Here is a 16,343-nt window from a genome sequence, read left to right as displayed (position 1 = left end):
TGTACTTACACCTCTCTTTAGCTACTCATTAATTTTTTTAATTCAATTGCAATTTGTATAGATTCTTCAATTTTCCCCTGTGACTCCAAAATCTTTTGCTTTTGTTTTAACTCTTTTAGCTTTTCATTCAATTTATAGCTATCTATTTGTTTTATTAAATCCTGTATTAACTTTTTATTATCTTTTCCAATTAATACTTGTTGATCTTTTATTTTTACAATTTCCTCAATAGTTTTTAAATCTGTACATTTAGATTCTAAAAATGTGATTATATTATTTATATTACCCCTTTTAGCCTCTTTAATGATAGAAAATATCTCTTTATGTTCTGGAAGAATTAACTCTTCTTGGCTTATTAAATTAGAAATATAATTAAAGTATTCTTCTTCTAAACATAATTTCAATAAAGCTCTCTCTGCTTTCACATAAGCAGGTTCTTTATATAATTTTGTTCCATTATCTTCCTTGTTATTCATAAATTCTTCATTTTGTGTATTTTTTGTCATTTCTTTTGATAATAAATCATATAATGCTTGCTCTCTTATACCTGTATCTTCTGATATTTTCTTTATATAAATATCTTTTTCAATAGGATTTACTTTAGCTAATATTTCAGTAACTTTTTTTCCATACTTTATTAGATCATTATTATCTCTAAAGTTTAGGCCTTCTCCTGCCTTCTTAATCCTATATTCAACTAATCCTTCTGCCTGATTTATTAATTTTATAAATGCATCTTTACCATTCACTCTTACATACTCATCAGGATCTTTTCCTTGTGGAATACTTAATACTCTTACATCAAAACCTGCATCTTTTAATATTTCTAGTCCTCTCATAGTTGCTGTTTGACCAGCTACATCTGCATCATAAGAAATTATCACCTTATCTGCATATCTCTTTAGGAGTCTAGCTTGATTAACAGTTAATGCTGTTCCTAACGAAGCTACTACATTTGTAATTCCATACTGATGCAAAGTTATAAGATCCATGTATCCTTCAACAATAATGAAATATCTTTCCTTCATATTACTTTTTATTGCAAAATTTAACCCATATAAATTAGTTCCTTTTTGGAAGACTAAAGTTTCTGGAGAATTTAAATATTTAGGTTTAGAATCGTCTAAAACTCTACCTCCAAATCCTATTACCTTACCCCTATAATCAAAAACTGGAAACATAACTCTATTTCTAAACCTGTCATATTTATTTCCTGTTTTCTCTGAAGTTAGGACTAATCCCGCTTCTAAAAGTAAGTTCTCATTGAATCCTAATTTTCTTAAATGAAACAATAAACTGTTCCAACTATCCTTTGCATACCCTAAACCAAACCTATTTATAGTTTCCTGCCTTATTCCTCTGTTTATAAAGTAGTCCTTTGCTATTTTATTATTTTTTAAATTGGAATAAAAAAACCTACCTGCTTCTACATTTACTTTATAAAGTAATTCTTTTTTCTTTACAGTTGGATTTACTCTTTTATCCTCTTCTAAAATAATATTAGCTCGATCTGCTAGGTACTTTACAGCATCTATAAATGTCATGTTTTTATTTTTCATAACAAAAGTAATAACATTACCAGATTCTCCACAGCCAAAACACTTATATATTTGTTTTTCTTGAGAAACTGAAAATGAAGGAGATTTTTCATTATGAAATGGACATAATCCTGAAAAGCTTCTTCCGGCTTTTTTAAGCCTAACTGACTCAGATATTATATCTACTATGTCATTTTCTTCTTTAATTTTTTCTAGAATCTCTTCAGAAATCTGCAAGGAGATTCACCTCCTTACTATTAATTTTCGTCAACTTATATTGATTTCGACATTTTTTATAAAATTCCTTCTTAAATTTAAAAAAATTATGTTTTTTTATAAAATCTTCTTTATTTATATTCTTTATCAAGTCAAAAAATCCTTCATAATTTATATTTTATTTTACCTAAAATTTAATATATTACCATTTTAGGTACAAATAATGTATTAAACATATTTAAACAATAATCATCACTCATACCAGATATATAATCTGATACTGCTCTTTTTAATCCTTCTTCCTTTGCTATTTCCTTATATATTCCTGGAAGCTCATTTTCATGAGTATAAAAATAATTTATTAAGTTTTCCAATACAAATTTAGCCTTGTTTCTCTCTATCTTTAAAATATCTCCTAAATATACATTTTTAAACATAAATCTTCTAAGTTCAGTCATAGCCTCCCAAACTTCTTCACTAAATGCTATATCAAAGACTCCATTATTTAAAGTTTCAGTCGTATTTATAATTACATCTTTAACCAAAGTATCTATTCTTTGTGAGTGTGTTTTACCAAGTACTTTTATTACTTCCTTAGGTAATTCTTCTTCACTCAAAAGTCCAGCTCTTATTGAATCATCTATATCATGATTTAAGTAAGCTATTTTATCACTAACTTTAACTACTCTTCCTTCTAATGTTTTAGCTTTATTTTTACTATTTTTACTTAATCCACTATGATTTAAAATTCCATCTATAACTTCTTCTGATAAATTTAAGCCTCTACCATTTTTCTCAAGTTTTTCAACTACTCTAACACTTTGTTCATTATGCCTAAATCCTTCATCTAAAAACTTATTCAATACTTCTTCACCATTATGTGCAAAAGCTGCATGACCTAAATCATGGCCTAAGGATATAGCTTCTATTAATTGTTCATTTAAACCAATTCCAATTCCAATTGTTCTTGCTACTTGTGATACTTCCAATGTATGAGTTAATCTTGTTCTATAATGATCTCCAAATGTTTTTATATAAACTTGTGTTTTATGTTTTAAACGTCTAAAAGATTTACAATGTAGTATTCTATCTCTATCAATCATAAAACAAGTTCTCATAGAATCTTTTTCTTCATTATTTTTTCTCCCTAAGGTTTCACTACTAAATTGAGCTTGTTTAATCAATGTCAACCTTTCAAAACCTTCCATTTTTTCTCTTACATTCATATTTCACACCTCTATATAACATATTCTATATTTTTCTCTATTTTCCTCTATTTAAACATATTTTATAATAATATATTTAATACCTAGTATATTTTCTTTTTTTTACTAATATCCTAATAATAAGTAATTATTAAGGAGATAATAATGGAAAAATCATTGTCTAATTTAAAAGATGAACTTCTTCCTATAGAGGAAATTAAAAATAAAATTTTAATTCATTATAATTTAGAAAACGCTTCTATAATTAATATAAAATTTAAAGATACAGAAAAACAAAGAGCAGTATATAGAATAAATTCTTATAATGAAAGTTTCTGTTTGAAGAAGGTATATTATAACGAGGAAAATCTTTTATATGTATATTCAGCAATGGAATGGTGTTTTATAAGTGGAATAGATGTTCCAAAACTTTTGCCAACTATTAATGGAAATAGATATGTTAATTATAAAAAAATGCTATTTATCTTAACTCCTTGGCTTGATGGAGATAAATGTGATTTTGATAATCTACATCATGTTTTATTATCTTCTAGAACACTTGGAAAATTACATAGAACATCGACTAATTTTACACCTATAGAAGGAAGCTGTAAAAGAGAAGGATTTGAAAATTATAGTGATTCTATAGCTAAGCATTTTAATCAATTGTTAATAAGCATCAATAATGCTCATAAATATAATGATAGATTTTCTAAAATTTTTTTAGATAATCTAGATAAAAATTTAGAACTTGCAAAACTTTCCTTCGAGATATCTTCATCAATAAATTCTAATGAATTATCACGTTCTCTTTGTCACGGAGATTACGTGAATAAAAACATTTTAGTTAATGGAAATAAAATTTCATTAATAGATTTTGATAAATGTAAAGATGATTACTGCGCAAGAGATTTATCCTACTTTTTAAGAAGATTATTAAAAAGAGAAAACACTAATTGGCAAATTAATTTAACTATGAAAATATTAGATTCATACAAAGAAGAAAATAATTTGACAGACTCTGATTTAAAATATATTCTAGCTTATATCGCATTTCCACAAAAGTTTTGGAAATTATCTAGAGATTATTATAAAAATATAAGAAAGTGTAATAAAAACTCCTTTATTTCTTTATTAGAAAAAGGACTTAATAAAAGTGAAAATCAGTTAGACTTTACTTATGAACTCCTAAATACTTTTAGAAGACACTACAACGTTAAAATGTAAAATGAAGAAGGTAGAATGTAGAATTAAGGTTAAAACTCCTTCGGGAGTTTTTTTCATTAGATTTAAAATTAATAATGTTAAATAAAAAATCATCAAGGATTTTTTTAAATTGGGATTTAGTAATTTGGCACAAATTACATCAATAATTTTACATTTTTAATTCTTCATTTTACATTAAAATAAGGCTGCTTTTGGGCAGCCTTATTTATTATCTATCTTTTATTTTTTACTTGAGCTTGTGCAGCTGCTAACCTAGCAAGTGGCACTCTAAATGGTGAACATGAAACATAATCTAAACCAATATTATGGCAGAATTCTACCGATGATGGATCTCCACCATGTTCTCCACATATTCCAACCTTAAGATTACTCTTAACAGATCTACCCTTTTCAGTAGCTATCTTAACTAAAGCACCAACACCCTTTTGGTCAAGTTTAGCAAATGGATCTTGTTCGTAAATTTTCTTATCATAATAGCTAGTTAAGAATTTAGCAGCATCATCTCTTGAGAATCCAAATGTCATTTGAGTTAAATCATTTGTTCCAAATGAGAAGAAATCAGCTTCTTTAGCTATTTCATCCGCTGTTAATGTAGCTCTTGGAATTTCAATCATAGTACCTACTTTGTAGTCTAATTTAACTCCTTTTTCTTCCATTACAGCTTCTGCAGTATTCACAACTACATCTTTAACATATTTTAATTCTTTAATTTCTCCAATAAGTGGAATCATTATTTCTGGAACTATCTCATATCCTTTTCTTGTCTTAACATCTATAGCTGCTTCTATAACTGCTCTAGTTTGCATTTCAGCTATTTCAGGATAAGATACAGCTAATCTACATCCTCTATGTCCCATCATAGGATTAAACTCATGTAGTTCATTAATTGTCGCCTTTAATTCTTCAACAGTGATGTCTAAATCATTAGCTAACTCTTTAATATCTTCTTCATTATGTGGTAGGAATTCATGTAATGGTGGATCTAAGAATCTTATAGTTGCTGGCAGTCCTTCTAAAACTTCATAGATTCCAATAAAATCTTCTCTTTGCATCGGAAGTAATTTTTCAAGAGCTTTTCTTCTTTGTTCTTCATTTTTAGCAACTATCATTTCTCTAACTGCCATAATTCTATCTTCTGCAAAGAACATATGCTCAGTTCTACATAATCCGATACCTTCTGCACCAAATCCTAATGCTTGTTTAGCATCTCTTGGCGAGTCAGCATTAGCTCTAACCTTTAATGCTCTAATTTCATCTGCCCATGCCATAAATGTAGCAAAGTGACCTGATATTTCTGGTGTTACTGTATTTACAGCTTCGCCATATACATTACCAGTTGATCCATCTATAGAAATATAATCTTCAGCAGTATAAACTTTTCCATTAACCTCTACAGTCTTAGACTCTTCATTAACCTTTAAGGTTCCACATCCTGCTACACAGCAAGTCCCCATTCCTCTTGCAACAACTGCTGCGTGAGAAGTCATTCCTCCTCTTACAGTTAAAATCCCCTTGGCTGCTATCATACCTTCTATATCCTCTGGTGAAGTTTCAAGTCTTACTAAAACTACACTTTCACCTTTTTCATTTCTCTCCTTAGCTTCTTCAGCAGTAAATGCAATTTTACCACAAGCAGCTCCTGGTGATGCAGCAAGTCCTTTTGCTATTGGGTTAGCTTTCTTTAAATCATCTGAATGGAAAGTTGGATGAAGTAAAGAATCAAGTTGAGATGGTTCAACCTTTAAAATTGCTTGTTCCTTAGTTAACATACCATCTTCTACTAAATCAACCGCTATCTTTAATGCTGCTTGAGCAGTTCTCTTACCATTTCTTGTTTGTAAGAAGTATAACTTACCTTCTTCAATAGTTATTTCCATATCTTGCATATCTTTGTAGTGATTTTCTAATGTATGGACTATATCAGTAAATTGTTTATATATTACTGGATTTTGCTCTTCTAATTTTGAAATTGGAAGTGGTGTTCTAATTCCTGCAACAACATCTTCACCTTGAGCATTCATTAAATATTCACCGTATATTTTATTTTCACCAGTTGCAGGATCTCTTGAGAATACAACTCCTGTTCCTGAAGTTTCACCCTTATTACCAAATACCATTTCTTGAACGTTAACTGCAGTTCCCCATTCCCCAGGAATATCATTTAATCTTCTATACACAATAGCTCTTGGATTATTCCATGATCTAAATACAGCTGTTATAGACTCTATTAATTGAGTTTTAGGATCTTGAGGGAAATCTTCTCCTCTTTCCTTCTTGTAAAGTTCCTTATATCTACCAACTAATACTTTTAAATCCTCAGCAGTTAAATCAGTGTCAACTTCAACACCCTTTTCTTCTTTTATTTCATCTATTAGATTTTCAAATAATCTCTTTTCAATACCCATAACCACATCAGAGAACATTTGAATAAATCTTCTATATGAATCATATGCAAATCTTGGATTATTAGTTAAGTTTGCCATAGCAACTACTGATTCATCATTCAATCCAAGATTTAAAACTGTATCCATCATACCAGGCATAGAAACTCTAGCCCCTGATCTTACAGATACTAAAAGTGGCTTAGTTAAACTACCAAATTCTTTACCTGTTAGTTTTTCTAATTCAGATATTTTTTCATGAATTTCTTCAATAATTTCTGGTGCAATTACTTTACCATCCTCATAATATTTATTACAAGCTTCAGTAGTAACTGTGAATCCTTGTGGTACAGGAATTCCTAGTAGAATCATTTCTGATAAATTTGCCCCTTTACCTCCTAGAAGGTTTTTCATTGACCCATTCCCCTCATTAAAAAGGTAAACATACTTCTTTTTCTCCATCTCAATACTCCTCCGTTCAATCGATTTGTAATATATACTAACAGTACTTTAATACTGTAGATACCCTTTAAAAATTACCCTTATTTTTAATTTCCCTCACCCAATTTAACGAATAGTTTAGTTATGTTAGTTTTTGATATTTTACCAATAATTTTATATAACACTTTATCTTTTGGAGAATTTTCTATCTTTTCAACTATAGGAATACTGTCTATCTCATGCTCAATAATTTTTTTTGCTAAATCATAAGCACTATCTTCAGCATTACCACAAATTATATTAGGCATTCTTGTCATAATGACCCCAACTGGAACTTTATGAATATCCGTCCCACCTATAGCATTTTTTAAGAAGTCTTTTCTTGAAACAGCACCTACTAAAAATCCATCACTTTCTATAAATAATGTTCCTACATCATTTAAAAACAAGAATACGATTGCATCATATACTGTCGTTTCTTCACTTACTGTAACCGGTTTTGACATAATTTCACCAGCTAAAACTTTAGATATATTTTCCAAAACTCTTGTATTTTGAGCTTCTCCTAAATATACATAACCAACCTTAGGTCTAGCATCTAATATTCCTATCATAGTTAAAATAGCTAAATCAGCTCTTAAAGCAGCCCTAGTTACTCCTAGCTTTTCAGCTATAGCTTCACTAGTTACAGGCTGTCCTTTTTTAACTATCTTTGCTATTTCTTCTTGCCTTTGCGATAGTTTCAAATTTATCCCTCTTTCTAACTTAACAGAAATATTCAGATAATTTTGATTAGTCTGATATTTACATACTAATTATAACATTTTATATCCATTTGACTATACTTAATTTTCTGAAAAATAAACCATATTATCCGAATATTTCCATTTCCTTTATTTTATCTTATTGATTTCCTGTTTCTCTCTCTTTTACTCTTAATTACTCTTCGTCATCAAACTTAACAGTATATGTAAAAGAATTTTCATTTAACTCATCATCTTTGTTTACTTTCTTTTTATAAATCTTGTAATCATCTCCACCAAATTTATCATTTTTTACTTCATTAACTTTATTTTTTATTTTACTTGCAACATCAGTTGCTGTATCCTTAATATCTACAACTGTTTTACTTATATATTTGTTAACTACCTCAACACTTCCATCTGCCTTAGTTATTTCTATAGTTATTTGTGTAACTACTGCTGCAATTATAACAAAAGCTAAAACTGGAGGAATAATAATTGCAATTACACCAGCTGCTATTCCTGCATTAACAGGAACATCAACTATTTCTTTTCCATCTTTACTAATTCTTATTCTAGTAACATTTCCTTTATTTATTAATTCTTTAAGCCAACTTTTTAATTCATCAATACTTTCAGACTTAATTTGGCTATTTGCTTCTGCATCGGCTTCTTTTCTATTTTCAATATAGATAATAGCTTCTAAAACATCACCATTATTTATTTCTAGCGCACTTTTAGCTTCTGCATATGTTACACCTGTTCTCTCTATAACTTGATCTACTTTTTCTAAAGTTATTTCCATAAATAATCACTCCTTTATATAATTTAACATTTCTAAACTTTTTGGTTTTTTGGAATAATTTGAAGATATAATAAATGTAGTTATTTTTCTTATATCTCTTCTAACATCGTCATTTATATTCAACTTATATATTTTATCCATTGGTGTCTTAAGTAAAAACTTTATAGAATTATATGCTGGTTTAGAGATATAAATACCATGCTCTCTAGGACATTCTTCACATACTCCTCCATAATTAGAAAGAGAAATATAATTTGATACACCTATATTCTTTTTACATATAGAACAACTATCTAAATTTAATCCATATCCTGTTTCTTTTAGTAGTTTTATTTCAAAAGATCTTATTAGTAACTCATAATCAAGAGCATCAGTGTTAAGTAAATACATACAAGTTAAAAAACTCTTAAATAAATTTTGATTAGTTTCTCCTTCTTCTACACATATATCTATAAGCTCACATATATAAGATGAATAAGTTAATTTATCTAAGTTGTTTAATAATCCTTGAAATGAATTAATTATTTTTCCTTCTTGAAGGTTATATAAGTTTTTTCCCTTAAATAAAACATATTCTCCATAGCATAGAGGCAAAGTAATAGAAAGATATTTACTTTTACTTTTTCTAGCCCCTTTTGCTATAGCTGTTATTTTTCCAAACTTATCCGTATATAACCAAACCAATTTATCATTTTCTTTAAATTCCATAGTTTTAATAACTACAGCATTCACTTTATGTAATGACAGAAAAATCATCCCCTTATTTATTTACCTTTTTATATCCTAACTCCTTTAATAGGTTTTGATTATCTCTCCATTCTTTTCTAACCTTTACCCATATTTTAAGATTTACTTTAGCTTGTAAAAATCTTTCTATTTCATATCTAGCGCTTTCGCCTATTCTCTTTAAAGATTGACCATTTTTACCTATTATAATTCCTTTATGAGAGTCTTTTTCACAAAGCATATCTACTTCTATGTGCCAAGTTCCATTAGGACTTTGTTTCATTTGAATTATATCTACAGCTATCCCATGCGGAATTTCTTCTCTTAATGTTCTTAAAGCTTTTTCTCTTATTATTTCTGAAATAACAAATCTTTCTTGAACATCAGTTATCATATCATCTGGATAATATTTAGGACCTTCTGGCATAGCTTCTATCATAAGTTCTACTAATTTATCTACATTCTTTCCCTTTAAAGCAGATATTGGAATTATTTCTTTAAATTCTAACTCTTGTGAATACATTTGAAGAGTTTTTGCTACTCTTTCTTGAGTAAATTCATCTATTTTATTTACTACTAAGAATATAGGAGCCTTTTGATTCTTTAATGTTTCTATTATAAACTTATCTCCTCTTCCTATCTCTTCTTCAGGGTTTATTAAGAATAATACAAGATCAACTTCCTTTATAGAATCTTTTGCAGCGTTAACCATGTATTCTCCTAATTTATGCTTAGGTTTATGAATTCCTGGTGTATCTACGAATACAATTTGATGATTATCACCCGTTAATATTGTTTGTATATTATTTCTTGTTGTTTGTGGTTTATTTGATACTATTGAAAGTTTTTCTCCCATTATTTCATTTAATAAAGTAGACTTCCCAACATTTGGTCTACCTACTATCGTTACAAATCCTGATTTAAACATTTTTCCTCCTAATTTTAACCCAAAATAAATAATTTAACCTTAGGTTATATTTTAAATAACTCTTTTGTTATTATTGCTTTTTTAAATTATAGCATTCTTAAAGATTTTTATCATCTTTTTAAGTAAATTAAATTTTAAAAATAGTAAATATAAATAAAGTAAGTAAAGTCCCAAATAATGCACCTACTACAACTTCAAAAATAGAATGTACATTTGAGTCAACTCTACTTTGTGCAGTTATAAGAGCCATTAAATAACTTAGCATTATACATATTGGTTCTTCTGTTATTAATGATATTGCAGTAGCCAATGAAAAAGATAATGCACTATGTCCACTAGGCATTCCACCTCTTAAAGGTGTGCCTTCTCCATATATTGACTTTACTATTAATGTTGCAATTGTTACTACTACTAAGGCTATTAAAACCATATAAGGATCAGATTCCTTCATTTTATGAATTACATCATCAGAAATCAATGAAATCTTATCCCAAAATATAATATACCCTACTACTAAAGCATTTACTGCAGTAATTAAAACAGCTCCAGCAGCTGCATTCTTCGCAATTTTAGCTAATGGATGATAATGATTAGTAGACATATCTATAGTAGCCTCTATAGCTGTATTTATCACTTCCGCAGCTAGTACCATAGTAATTGTTATAGCTAAAATAAGAAATTCAGCTTTTGATATATCTATTACAAAACAAGCTAATAGAACACATAAAGATGCAAATAAATGAATTTTCATATTTCTTTGTGTTCTAACAGTTTGTATAATTCCTGTTATTGCATAATTAAAGCTCTCTACAAGCTTTTTTATTTTCATAAACTCCCCCCAAATATAGTATTATCTCGTAATATCTAATTTATTTAATATTTCTTCTTCTCTTTTTCTCATTATTATTTTATCTTCATCAATCATATGATCGTAACCAAGTAAATGTAAAATAGAGTGAACAACTAAATAACTTACCTCTCTTTCATATGAATGACCATATTCTATACTTTGTTCTTTAGCCTTTTCTAAAGATAAAACCATATCACCTAGTATTAATTCATCTCCATCTTTAAAAGTTTCATCAAAATCGAAATTTAAATACATATCCTTATAAACTTTACCTTCTTCAAAATCTAACATTGGAAATGATAATACGTCTGTTTCTCTATCAATATTTCTTGTTTCATTATTTATCTCTTTTATTTCTTCATTATCTACAAATAATAATGATATTTGGTAGTTTATATTTACTCCTTCTTCCTTTAGAGCAAATTCACATACTTTTGTTATTTTATCAATAAATTCATCTGTTACTTCTAACTTATTTTGTCTATTTTCTGTATATAACATAACTTTCTCCTTTATATCATAAATTTATAATTTAAAGTTAAAAACTAATAAAAAACTCCCAAAGGAGTTTTTTATATTGCTAATAATTTAACTTTTCATCTTCTTTTCAGTCGGATATTCTACTCTATGATGATATATTCCTTCTAAAGTCTTTAAAAAGCTTTTTCTTATTATTTCAATATCTTTTAATGTTAAATCACAATCTATTAATTGCTTACTATTTAATTTATCCTTTATTATATTGTTGACCATTTCTTCAATTTTACCTTTAGTAGGCTCAGGTATTGATCTTACAGAAGCCTCTACACTATCTGCTAGCATTAATATTCCTGATTCCTTCGTATTAGGTATAGGTCCTGAATATCTAAAATCCTCTTCCTTTATCTCTTCTGGCTTTTCCGATTCATTTTTACTCTTATAATAAAAATACTTAACCAATGTTGTTCCATGATGTTGTACTATTATATCTTGGATAACTTGAGGAATATTATGTTCTTTAGCTAATTCTATTCCGTCCTTAGTATGAGATAAAATAATTAACGCACTTAAATTTGGAGTTATTTTATCATGAGGATTTTCTCTTCCTATTTGATTTTCTCCAAAGAAATAAGGCCTCTTAGTTTTACCTATATCATGATAATATGCTCCTACTCTAGCTATTACAGGATTGCCACCAACAGCTTCTGCTGCAGCCTCAGCTAAATTTGCTACCATCATACTATGATGATATGTACCTGGAGCTTCCATTAATAATTTCTTCATAAGTGGTTGATTAGGATTAGACAACTCTAATAATTTTATATTGGTAACAACATCAAATATAGATTCAAAAAATGGTAATAATCCTACAGCAAGTATTCCGGAAAGTAATACTGCAATAATTGTATAACCTGTTTGTATTAAGTTTTCCTTTAGATTATTTGATGAAATCATTCCTATAGTTAAAGTAATTATTAATAATATAACAGTCATATATAAAGTAGAATATATAATATCATTTCTTTGTTGTACTTTTTTAAGTGCAGTAGCTCCTAGTACAATGCCAATTATAGATATAACTATAACAGATGGATTGAATCCAACAATTATAGAAACAAATACTAAATTTAATAAATTTACGACTAAAGAAACTTTGTGATTTATTAGTATTGTCATAAGCATGGCCCCACAAGCTATAGGAATTAAATAGGAAGAAATTATATTAAACCCTATAGAAAGTAATAAAGTTATAATATTTATACTATTAATCAATATCATAAATTTATCATTATTAAATATACTTGGACTTTCTTTAGATATATATCTATATTGAATATATAATATCAATGCTACTAGTATTGCTAAAGAAATAAATGAGGCTACATAGCTTTTAGTTAAACCGTTATTTAACAATCCTAATTCTTTTAATAACTCTATTTGTCTTTCAGTTACAGGTTCTCCTTCTTTAACTATAATTTGATTTTTCTTTATTATTTCTTTTTGTACATTTCTTTCTGCTTCTTTTATATTCTCTTCCATTTTTTCAGTGTCAATAAATAAATTAGGATTTATTTGTGAATAAACTATAGTCTTTAATGTATCTTCTAAATTTCTTTCAAGATTATAAACTTCAATTTCATCATTAGCATATTCTTTTGCTTTTTGTATAGCTTCATAATCATTTTCACCTATATTATTTTTATATGCCTTTTCTAAAGCTTGTAATGTTATATTTTTTATTTCTGAAACATTTGAAGATCCTAAACCTAGCAATATATTATACTCATCATCTGTTAATCTAAAAATATCTATTTTTTTAATTTCTGATAATTTCTCACTATCATCCTTATTAGTTGATAATTCAGTAGCTAATTTATTGAATAATTTATTTATATTATCAACAGCCTGCGTTTTAACTTCACTTTTAGCAGTATATTGAATATCTTCTTTTGCCTTTGCTACAGCCTCTTCTATCTTCTCTTTAGTTGCAATTTCGTCAACAGTGTCAATAGGTGCCTTTATGTCAACAGTTGCAATATCTCCCACAGATAAATTATGCTTTTTAGGTGCAATAGTACTTAATAGAATTGTATATATAACTATAAATACTGTTATATATATTATTCCTTTTTTATATCCTTTGTTTTCTCTTTTTTCATCCTTCTTTAAAAACAAGTTCATCCCCCTTTACCAAAAGTATTAATAATCTATAGGTTCACTATTTACTATATTTTGCTCTACAATGAAAACTACATTAACTATAATATCTTCACTTGAATCTTCTTTAGTTGTAATTATTCTATCTACAATCTTTGCTTCTCTTGTTAGATTGTTATAAAGAGATTCCTCTAGCTCCTTAACTGAATTATTAATTATTTCTTCTTTAGTTAACTCTACCACAACCTCTTTCTTTTCATAATAATTTACCTTAGTAAATATTTTCCCACTTTCCTCTATTTTATCATAATCTTTAAAATCTTTTATAGCTTTTTTGATATAAATTTTCTTTCCTGATATATTTAAATAAATATCACTATCCTTTTCTCCACTTCTTTTTAATTCTGAACCATTTATTTTGGCAACCATATTTTTTTCATAGAATGTATTAGCCATAACAACTCCGTCTGGAATAACCTCATAAGGTTCCTCTTCCTTACCATTTATCCCCTCTATTATAATATCTCCTGCATGTACATATTCACCTTGATGTACTGCGGATCTTCCTGAAAAAGTATAAATTCTACTAATTTCTCCATCCATTTTTGCAACTAAATTTCCATACTTACCTTCCTTAATTTCTGGTGGATTAACCTTTTCCTCAATAAGAATTTTTAAAGTTGATCCCTCTACCCTAGCTCTAAGCCATAAAATGTCTGAATTCATATTTTCAAGCTGCTTCTCTACTTCCTTAAAATCTATTTCTTTCTTACTGATTCCAGGTTTTATTCCTATAGAATATAATTGTTGTCTAACTTCGTAAGGAGATACATTTTGTTTAGTAACAATCTCTATACTCCAAACAAACGTAGATATATATAGTAAAAGTATTACAAATAATCCTCCACCTATACTCAAGAAAAATTTACTTTTTAGTTTTCCAACAAAAAATAATATTCCTTTACTTCCTATAACCTTCCCCTTCCCATTTAATTTCTTAATTAACTTCATTACTTCTTCATAATCACTAAATTCTATTACTATTCTAATAGTAGCTGCATCTATTCTTTTCACATTAACAACACGAATATTTTCATTCCATAATATGTTTAAAAGTCTTTCTGGTTTTAATATGTTAATTTCAACTATAACCTTTCCACTATCAAAAACTCCCCCACTCATATTACACCTCATAAGAAATCAATTTAAATTTTCCACTTATAGTTATAGTAGAATCACCAATATAAAGTATTTCGAAATTTTCTCCCTCAATATTTATAATTTTAACCTTTGTATTTATCTTAATAATATTTCTTTCAAAAAGTATTATCCCTTTGTGATTTTCTATAGTAATTTCTTCATTACCTACAATCGTAATCTTTGGAAGATTTAAAATCACATCTTTTGGTAAATCAAGCTTTTCTGATATTATTTCTCTACTTCTTTCTATCTTATCTTTCATTTTCTTTTCTCCTTATATTTTTCCTCATAGTAATTTATGATTAAGAAATATAGAAAATTACTTATAGAAAGCAAAAAGCAAAAGGAATAAATCCTTTTGCTTTTATTTATCAGTTAATAATACTCTATAAAATTGTCTTTTCATATAACTTTTAAAGTTACAAATGTTATTAACACCAATGGTGTAGCCGTTTCTTTAATAATTTTATTTTTCTCTTTATTAACTGCTGAGGAAGGTAATATAATAAGATTTGATAACAAATCTCATCTATTCCCTTTATTCAAGTATAATTATTTTACACTTTTGATAAATATATAAACTGTGTCCTCAACCTTAATGTATTAAAAATACACTTAGTCTTATTGGAAATATATTTTCCAATAATAGCTTACTTAATTAATTAAGTTACATTGAAATTAAATCAAAATATTTCTACTTGAATTTTCTCTTTCTAGCAGCTTCTGATTTTTTCTTTCTCTTCACGCTTGGCTTTTCATAGTGTTCTCTCTTTCTAACTTCTGAAAGAACTCCCGCTCTAGCACATTTTCTCTTGAATCTTCTTAATGCACTTTCAAGTGTTTCGTTTTCTCCAACTTTTATTTCTGACATCTATTATCCCTCCCTCCGCTAGCTCAAATTAATTAATTTAACTCAGCTACGGGCTTAATAACACACGCTATATTATACAATAGGCATACTCTAAAGTCAACTATTTCATATAAAGTATTTAACCTGGTGACCATTTTAAATCCCTTTGACCTAATACATGAAAGTGTATATGATCTACAGTTTGACCTCCATCTTTTCCACAGTTATTTACTATTCTATAACCAGTTTCAGCGATATTAAGTTCCCTTACTAGTTTATTAATAACTAAGAAAATATGTGAAATGATATGTGAATTATTTTCATTTATATCATTAGCACTCTTTATATGCTCCTTAGGTATAACTAAAAAATGAATAGGAGCTTCAGGACTAATATCATGAAAAGCCAATACCTTATCATCTTCATATATCTTATTACTTGGGATATCCCCTTTTACTATTTTACAAAATATACAATCCATAAATTAACACCCCCTTCTTGCAATTGATAATTGGTAATTGATAATTGATAATTATTGAGGAAACTCAGCAAGCTGAGTTTCTTAAATTAAATTTTCATAATTCAGCTACGCTGAA

Annotated in this window: 15 protein-coding genes; 1 reads left to right on the top strand and 14 read right to left on the bottom strand. The window is 27.8% G+C overall.

Annotated features, from left to right (window positions below):
• Nucleotides 1–17 precede the first annotated feature (17 nt).
• Both dnaG and H9660_RS02550 read right to left on the bottom strand, forming a co-directional pair.
• On the bottom strand, nucleotides 18–1,775 hold the full coding sequence (gene dnaG, locus H9660_RS02555) for a DNA primase (protein ID WP_191748246.1): 1,758 nt from the start codon (nucleotides 1,773–1,775) through the stop codon (nucleotides 18–20).
• A gap of 173 nt (nucleotides 1,776–1,948) precedes the next feature.
• Nucleotides 1,949–2,980 (bottom strand): deoxyguanosinetriphosphate triphosphohydrolase, encoded by a 1,032-nt coding sequence (locus tag H9660_RS02550; protein ID WP_191748244.1) that lies wholly within the window; start codon nucleotides 2,978–2,980, stop codon nucleotides 1,949–1,951.
• A gap of 144 nt (nucleotides 2,981–3,124) precedes the next feature.
• Here H9660_RS02550 and H9660_RS02545 point away from each other — a divergent pair, with 144 nt between their 5' ends.
• The gene (locus H9660_RS02545) at nucleotides 3,125–4,186 is read left to right on the top strand and encodes a CotS family spore coat protein (RefSeq protein WP_191748242.1); all 1,062 of its coding nucleotides are present in this window, start codon (nucleotides 3,125–3,127) and stop codon (nucleotides 4,184–4,186) included.
• Between the two features lie 212 nt (nucleotides 4,187–4,398).
• Here the strand turns inward: H9660_RS02545 and ppdK are convergent, their stop codons facing one another.
• The 12 genes from ppdK to H9660_RS02485 form a co-directional block, all read right to left on the bottom strand.
• Nucleotides 4,399–7,029, bottom strand: a complete 2,631-nt coding sequence (ppdK, locus tag H9660_RS02540; RefSeq protein ID WP_191748240.1) for a pyruvate, phosphate dikinase — start codon at nucleotides 7,027–7,029, stop codon at nucleotides 4,399–4,401.
• An 86-nt stretch (nucleotides 7,030–7,115) separates the two neighbouring features.
• Nucleotides 7,116–7,754 carry a transcriptional regulator CcpN gene (ccpN, locus tag H9660_RS02535; RefSeq protein WP_191748238.1) on the bottom strand — a complete coding sequence of 213 codons (639 nt, stop codon included), beginning with the start codon at nucleotides 7,752–7,754 and terminating at the stop codon, nucleotides 7,116–7,118.
• 193 nt (nucleotides 7,755–7,947) lie between these two features.
• Nucleotides 7,948–8,556: a DUF4342 domain-containing protein gene (locus H9660_RS02530; RefSeq protein WP_191748236.1), complete on the bottom strand. Its 609-nt coding sequence runs from the start codon at nucleotides 8,554–8,556 to the stop codon at nucleotides 7,948–7,950.
• 6 nt (nucleotides 8,557–8,562) lie between these two features.
• On the bottom strand, nucleotides 8,563–9,312 hold the full coding sequence (gene recO, locus H9660_RS02525; protein WP_191748234.1) for a DNA repair protein RecO: 750 nt from the start codon (nucleotides 9,310–9,312) through the stop codon (nucleotides 8,563–8,565).
• A gap of 4 nt (nucleotides 9,313–9,316) precedes the next feature.
• A complete protein-coding gene (gene era, locus H9660_RS02520; RefSeq protein ID WP_191748232.1) occupies nucleotides 9,317–10,210 on the bottom strand; it encodes a GTPase Era in 894 nt (297 codons plus the stop codon).
• Nucleotides 10,211–10,337: 127 nt separating this feature from the next.
• Nucleotides 10,338–11,039: a diacylglycerol kinase gene (locus H9660_RS02515; RefSeq protein ID WP_191748230.1), complete on the bottom strand. Its 702-nt coding sequence runs from the start codon at nucleotides 11,037–11,039 to the stop codon at nucleotides 10,338–10,340.
• A 21-nt stretch (nucleotides 11,040–11,060) separates the two neighbouring features.
• Nucleotides 11,061–11,561: an rRNA maturation RNase YbeY gene (gene ybeY, locus H9660_RS02510; protein ID WP_191748228.1), complete on the bottom strand. Its 501-nt coding sequence runs from the start codon at nucleotides 11,559–11,561 to the stop codon at nucleotides 11,061–11,063.
• A gap of 87 nt (nucleotides 11,562–11,648) precedes the next feature.
• Nucleotides 11,649–13,715 carry an HD family phosphohydrolase gene (locus H9660_RS02505; protein ID WP_191748226.1) on the bottom strand — a complete coding sequence of 689 codons (2,067 nt, stop codon included), beginning with the start codon at nucleotides 13,713–13,715 and terminating at the stop codon, nucleotides 11,649–11,651.
• 24 nt (nucleotides 13,716–13,739) lie between these two features.
• Nucleotides 13,740–14,879, bottom strand: a complete 1,140-nt coding sequence (yqfD, locus tag H9660_RS02500) for a sporulation protein YqfD (protein WP_191748224.1) — start codon at nucleotides 14,877–14,879, stop codon at nucleotides 13,740–13,742.
• Nucleotide 14,880: 1 nt separating this feature from the next.
• Nucleotides 14,881–15,159, bottom strand: coding sequence for a sporulation protein YqfC (gene yqfC / locus H9660_RS02495; protein WP_191748222.1), 279 nt, complete (start codon nucleotides 15,157–15,159; stop codon nucleotides 14,881–14,883).
• A 432-nt stretch (nucleotides 15,160–15,591) separates the two neighbouring features.
• Nucleotides 15,592–15,768, bottom strand: a complete 177-nt coding sequence (rpsU, locus tag H9660_RS02490; RefSeq protein ID WP_003441547.1) for a 30S ribosomal protein S21 — start codon at nucleotides 15,766–15,768, stop codon at nucleotides 15,592–15,594.
• Nucleotides 15,769–15,886: 118 nt separating this feature from the next.
• Nucleotides 15,887–16,228: a histidine triad nucleotide-binding protein gene (locus tag H9660_RS02485; protein ID WP_191748220.1), complete on the bottom strand. Its 342-nt coding sequence runs from the start codon at nucleotides 16,226–16,228 to the stop codon at nucleotides 15,887–15,889.
• Between the last annotated feature and the right edge of the window lie 115 nt (nucleotides 16,229–16,343).

It is taken from the genome of Clostridium gallinarum, assembly GCF_014836325.1.
GTDB classification, from domain to species: domain Bacteria; phylum Bacillota; class Clostridia; order Clostridiales; family Clostridiaceae; genus Clostridium; species Clostridium gallinarum.
The sequence above is the reverse complement of the archived record's forward strand: the minus strand, read 5'-3'. Positions and strand labels throughout refer to the sequence as shown.